The 14213-nt window shown below is 39.1% G+C and carries 12 protein-coding genes and 1 riboswitch; of the genes, 4 read left to right on the forward strand and 8 right to left on the reverse strand.

Translation table 11 applies throughout. The features are described 5' to 3' along the window. Window positions 1-93 precede the first annotated feature (93 nt). From purH to DV424_RS04025, 3 genes are all read right to left on the reverse strand, one after another. Window positions 94-1692 carry a bifunctional phosphoribosylaminoimidazolecarboxamide formyltransferase/IMP cyclohydrolase gene (purH, locus tag DV424_RS04015; protein ID WP_118859156.1) on the reverse strand — a complete coding sequence of 533 codons (1599 nt, stop codon included), beginning with the start codon at window positions 1690-1692 and terminating at the stop codon, window positions 94-96. Window positions 1693-1873: 181 nt separating this feature from the next. Further along, complete coding sequence (locus DV424_RS04020; RefSeq protein ID WP_118801028.1) at window positions 1874-2278, reverse strand: DoxX family protein; 405 nt, start codon at window positions 2276-2278, stop codon at window positions 1874-1876. 110 nt (window positions 2279-2388) lie between these two features. Next, window positions 2389-4128, reverse strand: coding sequence for a protein-disulfide reductase DsbD (locus DV424_RS04025; RefSeq protein ID WP_118801029.1), 1740 nt, complete (start codon window positions 4126-4128; stop codon window positions 2389-2391). Between the two features lie 190 nt (window positions 4129-4318). On the opposite strand from DV424_RS04025, the gene arcA reads away from it, so the two are divergent. The 3 genes from arcA (at window position 4319) to raiA (ending at window position 7379) form a co-directional block, all read left to right on the forward strand. Further along, complete coding sequence (gene arcA, locus DV424_RS04030; RefSeq protein ID WP_065245785.1) at window positions 4319-5029, forward strand: two-component system response regulator ArcA; 711 nt, start codon at window positions 4319-4321, stop codon at window positions 5027-5029. 198 nt (window positions 5030-5227) lie between these two features. Beyond that, a riboswitch (glycine riboswitch) is annotated at window positions 5228-5338 on the forward strand. Between the two features lie 111 nt (window positions 5339-5449). Then, entirely contained in the window at window positions 5450-6820 is a 1371-nt protein-coding gene (locus DV424_RS04035) for an alanine/glycine:cation symporter family protein (RefSeq protein WP_118859157.1), read from the forward strand. 235 nt (window positions 6821-7055) lie between these two features. Further along, window positions 7056-7379 carry a ribosome-associated translation inhibitor RaiA gene (gene raiA / locus DV424_RS04040; protein WP_009499739.1) on the forward strand — a complete coding sequence of 108 codons (324 nt, stop codon included), beginning with the start codon at window positions 7056-7058 and terminating at the stop codon, window positions 7377-7379. 68 nt (window positions 7380-7447) lie between these two features. Here the strand turns inward: raiA and DV424_RS04045 are convergent, their stop codons facing one another. Genes DV424_RS04045 through DV424_RS04060 form a run of 4 tightly spaced genes read right to left on the reverse strand, consistent with a single transcriptional unit; the run spans window position 7448 to window position 12616 of the window. Beyond that, entirely contained in the window at window positions 7448-8764 is a 1317-nt protein-coding gene (locus tag DV424_RS04045) for an MFS transporter (protein ID WP_118859158.1), read from the reverse strand. Window positions 8765-8819: 55 nt separating this feature from the next. Continuing rightward, complete coding sequence (menH, locus tag DV424_RS04050) at window positions 8820-9563, reverse strand: 2-succinyl-6-hydroxy-2,4-cyclohexadiene-1-carboxylate synthase (RefSeq protein WP_118859159.1); 744 nt, start codon at window positions 9561-9563, stop codon at window positions 8820-8822. A gap of 60 nt (window positions 9564-9623) precedes the next feature. Next, window positions 9624-11330, reverse strand: a complete 1707-nt coding sequence (gene menD / locus DV424_RS04055) for a 2-succinyl-5-enolpyruvyl-6-hydroxy-3-cyclohexene-1-carboxylic-acid synthase (protein WP_118859160.1) — start codon at window positions 11328-11330, stop codon at window positions 9624-9626. A gap of 14 nt (window positions 11331-11344) precedes the next feature. Then, the gene (locus DV424_RS04060) at window positions 11345-12616 is read right to left on the reverse strand and encodes an isochorismate synthase (RefSeq protein ID WP_192880641.1); all 1272 of its coding nucleotides are present in this window, start codon (window positions 12614-12616) and stop codon (window positions 11345-11347) included. A 156-nt stretch (window positions 12617-12772) separates the two neighbouring features. On the opposite strand from DV424_RS04060, the gene DV424_RS04070 reads away from it, so the two are divergent. Further along, complete coding sequence (locus DV424_RS04070; protein ID WP_118859162.1) at window positions 12773-13987, forward strand: pyridoxal phosphate-dependent aminotransferase; 1215 nt, start codon at window positions 12773-12775, stop codon at window positions 13985-13987. A 63-nt stretch (window positions 13988-14050) separates the two neighbouring features. Here DV424_RS04070 and DV424_RS04075 read toward each other — a convergent pair. Continuing rightward, a partial coding sequence (locus tag DV424_RS04075) for an IS3 family transposase (RefSeq protein WP_154099475.1) occupies window positions 14051-14213 on the reverse strand: 163 nt, incomplete at its 5' end.

A 14213-nucleotide genomic window follows, 5' to 3' on the forward strand; every position in this document is an offset into this window, starting at 1 on the left:
ACATTTAGCATCGTTTAAATCTCCCCCTCACCCCCTCTTTACGAAAGAGGGGGGAATAAGTAAGTCGCTCATTAAGCGAAGTTGCTGCATAAATTAATGTCTAAAATGCCGCATTCCGGTCAATACCATCACCATATTATGCTCATCTGCCGCATCAATCACTTCCTGATCGCGCATTGAACCGCCCGGATGAATCACACATTGAATCCCCACTTTCGCTGCCGCATCAATGCCATCACGGAATGGGAAGAACGCATCAGATGCCATTACACAACCGTCCACTTCCAAGCCTTCATCTTGCGCTTTAATACCGGCGATTTTAGCCGAATACACGCGGCTCATTTGGCCTGCGCCAATACCAATAGTTTGGTTATCTTTGGCATAAACAATGGCATTCGATTTCACAAATTTCGCCACTTTCCAGCAGAATAATAAATCTTTCAGTTCTTGTTCAGTCGGTTGACGTTTGCTGACCACTTTTAAGTCATCCAAGCCCACCATGCCTAAATCCGCATCTTGCACCAACAAGCCACCGTTCACACGTTTGAAATCTAAACGTTGGGTACGTGCTTGCCATTCTCCACATTCAAGCAAACGGACATTTTTCTTACGTTTCACCACTTCAACGGCTTCCGCAGACACTTTCGGTGCGATAATCACTTCCACAAATTGACGTTCTACAATTTCATTTGCCGTTTTTTCGTCTAATTCACGGTTAAACGCAATGATGCCGCCAAAAGCTGAGGTTGGGTCTGTTTGATAGGCGCGGTTGTAGGCCTCTAAAATGTCTTTGCCTAAAGCCACACCACACGGATTGGCGTGTTTAACAATCACGCATGCCGGCTCATCAAATTCTTTTACACATTCAAGGGCTGCGTCGGTGTCGGCAATATTGTTATAAGACAAAGCTTTACCTTGCAGTTGGTTTGCTGTTGCTACACTCGCTTCTTTTACATTGAGATCCACATAAAACGCGGCATTTTGATGGGCATTTTCGCCATAACGCATGGTTTGTTTACGCACGAAATTCAAATTTAAAGTCCGTGGAAATTGGCCGCACTTCGCCTCCGCATCTTCTTCAGCAGCAAGATGATAAGGTTTCACCAACTGACCGAAATAGTTGGCAATCATGGAATCATATTGCGCAGTATGTTCAAATGCTTTAATTGCAAGGTCAAAACGAGTTTCAAGCGTTAGGCTGTTTTGATGTTTATCCATCTCTGCAAGAATTGCGTTGAAATCATGATTATTCACTACGATCGCCACATCTTTATGGTTTTTCGCAGCAGAGCGCACCATGGTTGGTCCACCGATATCGATATTTTCTACCGCATCAGCCAAGGTACAATCTGGTTTAGCCACAGTGGTTGCAAATGGATATAAATTCACCACCACCATATCAATGCCTTCAATGCCGTGTTGTTGCATAATGGCATCATCTGTACCACGACGGCCAAGAATACCGCCATGCACTTTGGGGTGTAAGGTTTTTACTCGACCGTCCATCATTTCTGGGAATCCCGTATAATCAGACACTTCAGTCACCGGCAAACCATACTGTTCTAACAATTTTGCCGTACCGCCTGTGGAAAGTAGTTTTACACCACGCTGTACTAAGCCTTGAGCAAATTCTACGATACCGGTTTTATCAGAAACACTCAGTAAAGCCTGACGAATTGGACGATCTGTCATTACATTTTCCTTCATTAAATGTTTAAAAATAAGCGGAGTGAATTATAGCGCAATCGTTTGCGCAAATATAGAAAAGATTAAATAAAATGTAATCAGAATAAAGTGCGGTAAATTTCAAGCATAAAAAAGCCCACATAAATGTGGGCAAATAAAAGGATTAAATTATGAAACTACAACTAAACTACTTTTTAAAAAACTTGTTATCTAAAGCACAAGCACCAGCGCCAGAAAATACAAAATATAAGAAGAGTACAGAGTAAAGTAACGCAAGCTCACCGCCATTTGCAATTGGGAATAGTAAATTCCCTTTGCCAGCCACATGCATAAAGAAATACGCAAAAGCCATTTGGCCAGATAAAATAAACGCAGCTGGACGCGTAAATAATCCTAAAATTAATAAGATTGAGCCGACAATTTCAATCACTCCACCTACAATCATCATTGAATCACCTACCGGGCCATTTCCACCCGTCATGGAAATTGGAAACTCCCAAAATTTTGCTGTGCCATGTAAGATAAACATGTAAGCAGCAGTGATGCGTAATAGAGCTAATACATGAGGGCGATATTTTTCAAGATTGTTCATTTGCTTTCCTTTTGTTTAAAGATGAATTAAAACGGCGCCATATTAATCTTTAACGAGTAGTTAAACAATAATTAAAATTGAAAAATACTTTTTACCAAAAGTAAAAATAACTAAAGTAGCTTTTCAATCCAATTAGAAAAAGAATCAGCATCCATAAAGCCCGTTACTCTACTTCCTTGAATCTCATTATTTTGCTTATCAAAAAATAAAATTGTGGGTAATCCCATCACATTAAAGCGCTCCATTAATGCTTTATTTTCTGGGCTATTCTTTGTCATATTCACTTGTAACAATAAGATATTTTGAAATTGCTGTTGCACTTTTGGATCTGAAAAAGTCAACTTTTCAAATTCTTTACAAGCAACACACCAATCCGCGTATAAATCCAACATCACGATCGAATGCGGATTTTCCGCTAGAGTGCGGTCAAGTTCTTCAATATTTTTAATTTGCTTAAATTTAACCTGAGAAACAGACTTATTTTCTACCGCACTTTGTGCTGTCGGCTGAGTTTGCCAAATCCAATTTTGCAAAGGTTGTACGGAAACCATAGCCAACGCAAAACTAATAATTTTAATGGCATAGCCAAAACCGTTCTTAGGCATCTGCAACGCAAACCAAATAAAAAATACTGTCGCTAATCCAGCCCATAAGCGTGGCTCCCACGCTTCAGGCAAAATACGAGAAAGTAAAAACACAGGTAACGCTAACATAACAAAGCCGAATGTTTGTTTCACTGTGTTCATCCACTCACCTGATTTTGGCAAAATTTTATTACCAAACAATGTGATTAACATTAGCGGTACGCCCATACCAAGTGCAAGCAAATAAAGAGTTGCTGCTCCAGTGAATAAATCACCACTTTGCGCCACATAAAGTAAAGCGCCAGAAAGTGGTGCAGATGTACAAGGTGATGCCACAAGCCCAGCAATCATTCCCATCGCAAAGGAACCGCCAAAAGCGCCCGAGGTTTGTTTTTGGCTCCATGTATTGAGTTTATTTTGTAAGCTATTTGGCAATTGAATAGTAAATAAGCCAAACATTGAAAGAGCTAAAACAACAAATAAAATAGAAAGCCCGATCATCACATAAGGATGTTGCAAGGCGATTTGAAACGGCAAACCGATAGCCGCTACTGCGAGCCCTAACAAGGTGTAAGTCAGTGCCATGCCTTGAACATAAAGAAAAGCTAAACTAAACGCTCGCATCATATTTGGACGTTGTTGCTGGCCGATAACAATAGCAGAAAGCAACGGTAACATTGGCAATACACAAGGCGTAAAAGCCAGCCCCAATCCCAATAAAAAGAAACCGAAGATCGCCCATTTACTATGGAATAAACCATCAGCCAAACGATCTTGTTCAGATAAAAGTGCGGTATTTTTTTCAACTGTTTTTTCGACAGTTTTCTCTTGAGAAACGGCTAAATCCGCAATTCGTAATACTTTAGTTTCAGGCGGATAGCAAAAACCTTCGGTACATCCTTGATAAGTGATTTCAACCTGATCATCAGCATTGCTAAATGCGCCGCTAAATACGCCATCAATTGAGCGAGTAAACACCTTCACTTCACCAAAATAAGGGTCTTGGTGTAATTCAGCTGCTTGTTGAGCATGTAAAGTGAGAGCATCCGATTTACCCACTAATTCAGCACTAATCTTATCTTGATATAAATAATAGCCATCAGCAATGTCCCAATGAACCTGTAATTGACTTTTATCCGTAGATAAAGTGGCAGAAAATGCAAAAGCATCATCTACTTTCAAGAAAGATTGTGTTTTATCAAATAGACCAGCGTTAGCTGCAAATGCGGTAAAAATCAGTGTAAAAAAAAGAAAAAGTTTTTTCATAGAATTGAAAGGAAAAGTAAAAATGCGCGAAATTCTATCACAAAGAAATTTGAATATCTAAAACTATGATTTAGATCATAAAAAGGAAAATCTTATAAAAAATAACCGCACTTTTTTATTGTTACAACAATGTTACACCGCTAGAATGGAATCATGATAGCATACACCAAAATAAGTATAAGGATGGAAAATGGCTACTCCACAAATTCTCGTTGTTGAAGATGAAATCGTTACCCGAAATACGCTTAAAGGGATTTTTGAAGCGGAAGGGTATGATGTGCTTGAAGCAGAAAATGGCGCAGAGATGCATCACATGTTAGAAAACCACAATATAAATTTGGTTGTAATGGATATTAATTTACCGGGTAAAAACGGTTTATTATTAGCAAGAGAGCTCCGCGAAGAACTCAACTTGCCACTTATTTTCTTAACTGGTCGTGATAATGAAGTCGATAAAATTCTAGGGCTAGAAATCGGTGCCGACGATTATTTAACCAAGCCTTTTAACCCTCGGGAATTGACTATCCGTGCACGTAATCTATTGCATCGCACAATGCCACATCAAGAAAAAGAAAATACATTTGGTCGAGAATTCTATCGTTTTAATGGTTGGAAATTAGATTTAAATAGTCACAGTTTAATTACACCAGAAGGTGAAGAATTTAAACTTCCACGCAGTGAATTTCGTGCAATGCTGCATTTCTGTGAAAATCCAGGAAAATTACAAACTCGCGAAGAATTACTAAAAAAAATGACGGGACGTGAATTGAAACCTCAGGATCGTACCGTAGATGTCACAATTCGACGCATCAGAAAACATTTTGAAGATCATCCTAATACCCCAAATATCATTATGACAGTGCATGGTGAAGGATATCGTTTTTGTGGGGATATAGAATAAAGTTATTATTTCTATCAACTGAGAGACGATTTTAAAATTCCTTTTTGAAATTAATTTCCCATTTTGATAGAATCCATACGCTTTCATTGTGATTGTCACAATGAAAAGTGAGTTCGGATGAAGGTAGCTGGAGAGCGGGGAATTGACCCCACACCGACGATGTAAAATCTTTCAGGTGCGATGGCAGGGACTGTTACTGGACGAACCCTTGGAGAGATCCATTTTAGAAATGGACGCCGAAGGCGCAAAAGAGCGGTTAATTTTTCAATCGTTTTTCAAACGCTCAGGCAAAAGGACAGGGGCAAAAGACAATCTATCGTAAGTGTGGAAATTATCTATCTTTTCACCGCACTTTCTTTTCCATTGTATCTTTTCGTCTTCTTGTCGTGTTTATTTTTGATTTAAACGACGAGGAATCACATGACAATTGAGTCAATTCTTTCAGCTATTGATAGCTTTATTTGGGGCGCTCCGCTACTCATGCTCTTATCGGGCACAGGGCTCTACTTAACCTTACGTTTAGGCTTTATTCAAATTCGCTATTTACCACGTGCGCTTGGTTATTTATTTAAAAAAGATAAAGGTGGAAAAGGTGATGTGTCATCTTTTGCCGCACTTTGTACCGCATTAGCAGCAACAATCGGAACTGGTAATATTGTGGGCGTGGCAACTGCGGTACAAGCAGGTGGGCCAGGGGCTATTTTTTGGATGTGGCTGGTTGCTTTGTTAGGAATGGCAACAAAATATGCCGAATGTTTACTCGCAGTTAAATATCGTGTTCGTGATAAAAATGGCTTTATGGCTGGCGGCCCGATGTATTACATTGAACGCGGACTAGGTATTAAATGGCTGGCAAAATTATTTGCATTATTTGGTGTAATGGTGGCCTTTTTCGGAATAGGTACATTCCCACAAGTGAATGCAATTACTCACGCAATGCAAGACACTTTTAACATTCCCATTTTAGTTACAGCAATTATTGTTACACTTTTAGTCGGCTTAATCATTCTTGGCGGAGTTAAACGTATCGCAACCGCATCATCAGTAATTGTGCCGTTTATGGCGATTTTATACGTCACGACTTCACTAGTTATTATCCTTTTGAATATAGAAAAAGTACCAGATGCGATTTTATTGATTATTGATAGTGCTTTTGATCCGCAAGCTGCATTAGGCGGTGCCGTAGGGCTTACTGTAATGAAAGCGATTCAATCAGGCGTCGCTAGAGGCATTTTCTCCAATGAATCAGGTTTAGGAAGCGCACCAATTGCAGCCGCAGCGGCACAAACTCGTGAGCCTGTCCGTCAAGGTTTAATTTCTATGACAGGAACATTCTTGGATACCATTATTGTTTGTACGATGACGGGGATTGTATTGGTATTGACTGGGGCTTGGAATAACCCTGAATTAGCAGGTGCTACAGTAACAAACTACGCCTTTGCACAAGGTTTAGGGACATCAATTGGCGCAACGATTGTAACCGTCGGTTTATTATTTTTTGCATTCACAACTATTTTAGGCTGGTGTTACTATGGTGAACGTTGCTTTGTTTACCTCGTTGGTATTCGTGGCATAAAACTATATCGTTTAGCTTATATTGTGTTGGTGGGATTAGGCTCATTCTTACATTTAAATTTAATATGGATTATCGCCGATATCGTAAATGGTTTAATGGCCTTTCCAAATCTCATCGCGCTCATCGGATTGCGAAAAGTTGTGATTGAAGAAACAAAAGATTATTTCCAACGCTTGAAAATAAATCATCACGATCAAGACGAAATCGTAGAATAATCAAATGAAAAAAGGTGTGGATACAATCAATATTCACACCTTTTTTTCTTATCACAATTTTCCATCTTAACAACTTATCTTAGAAAGAAAAGCAGCTTTTTTCAGAAATTAGACATAGATCATATTTTTAAAAATTACTTTGATATTTCCTCTTAAAGCCCTTGAAAACCCGAATTAAGAAAGCTATTTTGTAATTAAAGAAAACTGTAAATCACGCAACAAAGAGGTAAATGCTATGACACTTAATATCACCAGCAAACAAATGGAAATCACCCCTGCAATTCGTGAACACGTGGAGGAAAGACTCGCGAAATTAGGTAAATGGCAAACACAGTTAATTAACCCACATTTTGTTTTAAACAAAGTACCGAATGGATTTACTGTAGAAGCATCTATTGGCACGCCACTGGGCAATTTATTGGCAAGTGCAACCTCAGATGATATGTATAAAGCAATTAATGAAGTTGAGGAAAAATTGGAGCGCCAGCTTAATAAACTTCAACATAAAAGTGAATCTCGTCGAGCAGATGAACGATTAAAAGATTCGTTTGAAAGTTAATATTGAAAATAAACTAAAGAAAGGCAAAAGAGCGGTGAAATTTCACCGCTCTTTTTTCTTAACTAGGATTAGATTTGTGTTAAATCTACATTTTTGGTTTCTTTTGACGCTAATAATGCCAATAGAGTCATGAGGGCATTAATTGCTAAATAAATACCTACGCCCATTACACCGAATGACGCATTAATTTTTAAAGAAATCATTGCTGCAATTGTTGCACCAATAATTGATGCTAAATTATAAGCAAGAGAGGCACCTGAATAACGCACTTCCGTTGGAAATAATTCTGGTAATAGCGCAGCCATTGGACCAAATGTCATCCCCATGATCGCCATACCAATTACTAAAAATGCAAATACACTCATTGGAGTACCATTTTCTAAGAAGAATGGCATGGTTAAACCGAGCACACCAACAGCCACCGTCACCCAAATCAACCATTTACGACGACCGATTTTATCGGCATAAACACCAGAAATACTGATAAAAATACCAAATACAATTGCACTAATTAATAACAAGCCAGTAAACGTATTTGCTGGGATACCTAAGCCAAGCGCATAACCTGCGTCAGAAAGCTTTGGCGCGGTTCGAGAATATGCCTGCGCAAAAGCCGTCATAATGTAAAACAAAGAATAAGTTGCTACCATAATAAATGTGCCAATGATCATTGGTTTTAAGTGTTTAGTAAAAACAACACTCACTGGTGCATTCAATTTTTTGCCTTTTTGCTCTGCTTCCACAAATACGTGGCTTTCGTGCAAAGTTAAGCGAACATATAAACCAACTGCAACTAATAAAATGGAAGATACAAATGGAATACGCCACGCCCATTCAACAAGTGCATTATGACCAAGTAAATAGCTAACTAAGAAGAATGTTGCATTCGCTACAAATAAGCCGATTGGCGCACCTAATTGAGGGAAAGTACCGTACCAAGCTCGTTTGCCTTCCGGCGCATTTTCTGTTGCAACTAAAGCTGCACCGCCCCATTCACCACCAAGTCCAATTCCTTGACCAACACGGCATACGCAAAGCAAAATTGGTGCCCAGATACCGATTTGAGCATAGTTAGGAAGTAAACCAATTACTACCGTTGAACCGCCCATTAAAACAAGAGAGGCAACCAAGGTTTTTTTACGACCAATTTTATCTCCAAAGTGACCGAATAATGCCGAACCAATAGGACGTGCAAAAAATGCTAAAGCAAGCGTAGAAAGAGAAAGTAAATCATTAGAAAGCGGATCATCGCTATGGAAGAATTGCGTATTGAAAACTAATACAGCGGCAGCCGCATAGATATAATAATCAAAAAATTCGATTGCCGTACCGACCATCGAGGCTAACGCCACTTTCATCGGATTATTACGAAGTTGTGTAGACATTGTTTTTCCTTAGTAGTTTATTATAAAGAGAAAGTATTGAATCCTAGCATTTTAACTAAGGTCTAGCAATTTTTAATATGCAATTTTCTATTTTTTTAGAGAAATATTTTGAGTTTTCTAAATGTGAGTTATGTCCAGCGCAGGGAATTGTCACTAAATCAATTTGATTTTCTTTGGCTAATACTTGGAACTTATGATCTCTTTCGCCACAAAAATAAAAAAATGGCAAAGAACTTAACCGCACTTTTTCACTAAAATCAGGTTGTTTGGATAGACTTGTCGCCAGCAGCATTTTGCCAATATTTTCCCCACAACTTGATTTTCGTTTTTCAACTAACTGCAGCCTTTCTTCTGCAGTCAAATGAGAAAACACAGGTTGTTGATACCAATCATTCAACACTTTTTCTGGCGATTCTTGCATAAAACGTTGCGCCCAAGCAAAATCCTGCAGAAAACGAGCCTGCTTTTCTTCGTCAGTTTTTAAACCTAGATTCGCTCCTTCTAAAATAACGCCTTGCAAATTAGATCGCTCCAGCTGAGCTTGCAGCGCATAATACAAAGCGATCCTTCCACCTAGAGAATACCCAACAAGAAAATAGGGTTCATTTTTCACCGCACTTTTAATTTGCTGAGATAAATACTCTGCCGTATCTTCAAAATTTGTGACTTCAAGGTATTTAGCTTGCCCGTGAAAAGGCAAATCTAGCGCAATACAATTAAAGTGCGGTAGATTTTCAATGACTTTTTGCCAGTCATTTTTTGTACCAAGAAGTCCGTGAAGAAAAATGATGTTTATCATTGAAAGGATTATTGATAGAAATAATAAAATATGGCGGACTAAAGCCCGCCTACAGAATACTTAAGCACCAATCACGGCGTGACTAATTTGCTCGATTAAGCGTTTATACAAACTACTACCATCACTCGGATTCGTTTTAATTTCAATTAACGTTGCCTTGCGACGACTATAAGCCTGTTTAACAACAGAATTGAGATCTGCCCAAGTATAAGGATGAGCATATTTGAGATCGAACATTGCCGCGATTTGAGAAAAATCGCCATTATGCGGTAATCGATAGAACTGATCTTTGACTTGTTCATCTACAGGTAACATATCAAAAATCGCGCCACCATTATTATTGATCACAAAGATTACCGTTGGTTGCGTAACATTTTTGAATAATGCGAACGAGTTTAGATCATATAAAGTGGACGTATCGCCAATCACCGCAACAACAGGTTTATTTGAACCAATACCTATTCCAGCAGCCGTAGCCAATAAACCATCAATTCCACTTGCGCCACGATTGGTATAAACAGGATAACTTTCTGGTAATTGCGTTAGCGCATCAACCAAACGAACAAGTAAACTATTACCTAAAAATAAAACGCCGTTATAAGGTAAAAGTGTTGGTAAACGTAATGCGAGCGAGGCTTCTGTTAAATTTCCGCCTACTTGTTGTTCAATAAAGGTCGCACAGAACTTAGATAAAGCTAACGGCTCAAGCAACCAAGGCTTTTGGCGTAAAGGAGGATGTGCACGCAACCAATGATGTGCTTTAGCATTAAATCTAGTAAGCGAATGATGATAAGGATCTAATGCTTTACCGCTTTGTTCAACCAACCAAAATTCACCTTTAAACGCCTGTAAGAATTGATTAATTCGTTTACTGATAAAACGTGCACCAAATTGAATCACAATATCAGCTTGCAGAAGTTTTTCACGAACAGTTTGGTTTGCGAGCCAAATATCTTCATAAGGCGTCGTTGGAACAACACCAGATTGAATGTCCGTCAGTAATACCCAGCCCATAACACTTGCCCAAGAGTTAATGCCCATCGCTTGTTCTGCAGGTAATTGACCAACCACAACGACACCACGCTTAGTGCGCCAATGATCCCAGTTTTCATGCATTAATACTTCGTTTTGTTGGGCTTCTACATTTATCCAAGACTTGTTTTGAATTAACCAGCGTTGCAACGGCTGCAACCAAGGGTGAGAATCTACCTCCTCATCAATTGCATCATAAAGTGGCTCGGCAAATGGCACATTAATATGAACAACGCCACCCTGTTGTTTTTGTTGGAAGGAAGCCTGTTCAAGTAAAGAAATCAACCACTGCGCAGAATAATCTGCGCTCGGTTTAGGTAAATTAACATTTGCAACCGGATACTGACCAAACATATTTTGCTGCAAAATAGCCTGATTTGCACCGCACTCCCAAAGTTCTGGTGGACGGTCAGCAGTTAAAACAAATAAATTCACACCCGTTTGACGTGCTTCAATAATTGCTGGATAAAGGTTTGCAGTCGCCGTGCCTGATGTAACAATAATGGCAACAGGTGATTGAGTTGCCTTAGCAATACCCAAAGCAAAAAAACCTAAACCGCGTTCATCAAAATGCGTATGACAAGTGACTGAACCCGCATTTTGCAAACGTACGGCTTCAAGAGTTAAAGGTGTCGAACGCGAACCTGGCGCGATACAAACGTGAGAAACGCCTTGGCGTACCAAGGTTTCTAAAATCACTTTCGACCAACAACGATTAAACACGCTTACCGACATTTTTTTCTCCGTTATCATTTTTCTTCTGCAAACAAGGAAATTAACCCTGCTGCTTTACGTTCAATTTCTTTCCATTCTTCCAATGGCTGCGAGCCTGCCACAATGCCCGCTCCAGCAAATACACGAATACGATGACCTTCAATAAAGGCAGAACGAATCGCTACACAAAACTCTGAACATGCATCGCTCATCACGCCCAATGTTCCCGCATACCAGCCTCGATCAAAGGTTTCAATTTCTGACAAAATCATTTTGGCTTGTTGCTGTGGCAAACCAGATACCGCAGCTGTAGGATGAATGGCTTTTAATATATTTACATCTGCATAATGTGCGGCCAAATTTGCACGAATTTTACGAATCAAATGTTGTACTTTACGTAACGGTTTCAATTCCACATTGCTTACATCAAAACTTTCTACTTGCTTACGTAAATTCTGCGAAATATCTTCTACGACCAACCAATTTTCTTTTAAATTTTTCTCGTCATTTAACAACCAATTGGCTTGAGATTGCGTTTCTTTCTCACTTTCAGAAACCGATGCAGTCCCCGCCAAAGCTTCGGTTAGCAACAAGTTATACTCACGAGCAAATAGGCGTTCTGGTGTAGAACCAACAAAAACCGAATGAGAATTTTCAGCCCATAAAAAATGATAACAACCTTGATTTTGTTTTTCACTTTCTGCTAAAAAATCGTACGCATTAATCGCTTGTTTTAAATGAAAAGTGGTTTCATTGGCTAATACAATTTTTGTCAGCTCCCCACTTTTAATTTCCACCAAAGCCTGATTTACCCAATCACACCAAGTTCTTTCATTCGCTCGAGGCTCTGTATGCAAAGGAATCTGTTTTGGCAAAGCAGAAAGTGCGGTGATATTTTCAAAAGTTTTTAGGTGGGCTAAAGTATCATTCGCACTTTGCTCATCTTTCACAAAAAAGGATACCAACGTGCCTTTATTATCCTGTTCAACAAGAATTTTTGGCAATACAAATTGTGCGGTGCCTTGAAATTGCAAACCACCAACCAGTGGAAAACCACTTTCTTCAATAAATTCTTGCGCTAAATTTAACTGCGAAAATGACCTCTCTTCACCAAGAGCAGCCAATACTTTTGCTTCATCACGAAAATGTAAATAAAATTGTGGATACGCAGATTGACTTTTCAGCCAAGCCAACAAATCAACCTTGTCCAGTTTCACCTGAAAACGGACAAGTTCATTCGTTGATTGCTGTAAATATGCGTGAATTTGCGATTTTAACTCGCCTATTGCCTGCGCTAAATAACTCATTAGATTTTGTTTTAAATACACAAAAAATTAGCCGCATTCTACCGCAGATTGTTAATGACAAAAAATTTTTTTACAAAATCTTTTCAATATTGAAAATTCAGCGTAAATTAACCGCACTTTTCTCGAAAAATTTATTAGAAACAAAAGGATTTCACTATGCGATTATTCCCAAAATCCGACAAATTAGAACACGTATGTTATGACATTCGCGGGCCAGTACACAAAGAAGCACTACGCTTAGAAGAAGAAGGCAATAAAATTTTAAAACTAAATATCGGTAATCCCGCACCTTTCGGCTTTGAAGCACCAGATGAAATTTTGGTTGACGTATTGCGTAATTTACCGTCAGCTCAAGGCTACTGTGATTCAAAAGGGTTATATTCTGCTCGTAAAGCCATTGTTCAATATTATCAATCAAAAGGGATTCACGGCGCGACAGTCAATGATGTGTATATTGGTAACGGCGTATCTGAGCTTATCACAATGGCCATGCAAGCATTACTTAATGATGGCGATGAAGTACTCGTGCCGATGCCTGATTATCCGCTTTGGACTGCTGCGGTAACACTTTCTGGCGGCAAAGCTGTTCATTACCTTTGTGATGAAGAAGCGAATTGGTTCCCCGCTATTGATGATATTAAAGCCAAGGTGAATGCGAAAACTAAAGCCATTGTTATCATCAACCCAAACAACCCAACTGGCGCGGTGTATAGCAAAGAATTATTACAAGAAATTGTGGAAATCGCGCGCCAAAATAATTTGATTATCTTCGCGGACGAAATCTACGACAAAATTTTATATGATGGCGCAGTACATCATCACATTGCCGCACTTGCTCCTGATTTATTAACTATTACGCTGAATGGTTTATCAAAAGCTTATCGAGTTGCGGGATTCCGTCAAGGTTGGATGATTTTAAACGGTCCAAAACATAATGCGAAAGGTTATATTGAGGGATTGGATATGCTGGCATCAATGCGTTTATGTGCCAACGTACCAATGCAACATGCAATTCAAACCGCACTTGGTGGCTATCAAAGTATTAATGAATTTATTTTACCGGGCGGTCGATTACTTGAGCAACGAAACAAAGCCTATGATCTCATCACTCAAATACCCGGCATTACTTGCGTGAAACCAATGGGGGCGATGTATATGTTCCCGAAAATTGATGTGAAAAAATTCAATATTCGCAGTGATGAAAAAATGGTGCTGGATTTACTCCGCCAAGAAAAAGTACTACTTGTACACGGTAAAGGATTTAATTGGCATTCACCGGATCACTTCCGTGTTGTCACCCTTCCTTATGTGAATCAGCTTGAAGAAGCCATTACAAAATTAGCAAGATTTTTGTCGGATTACCGTCAATAATGAATGCTTTGACAACATTACAAAGGGGACTAAATTGATCTGACCCCAAAAAGTTAGACTGATTTAGTTCAAGGACTGAGTTCTGTAATTCACAGGGCTGAGTCCTTTTAGTTTCCCCTGAATGCGCTCATGGTTGTAATAATGAATATATTCATGAATCGTTTTTTCCAGTTGTTCGAACGTCTCAAATCGTTTGCCGTAATAACATTCCGTTTTTAATCGCCCA

The organism is Haemophilus haemolyticus (assembly GCF_003493605.1).
GTDB classification, from domain to species: domain Bacteria; phylum Pseudomonadota; class Gammaproteobacteria; order Enterobacterales; family Pasteurellaceae; genus Haemophilus; species Haemophilus haemolyticus_J.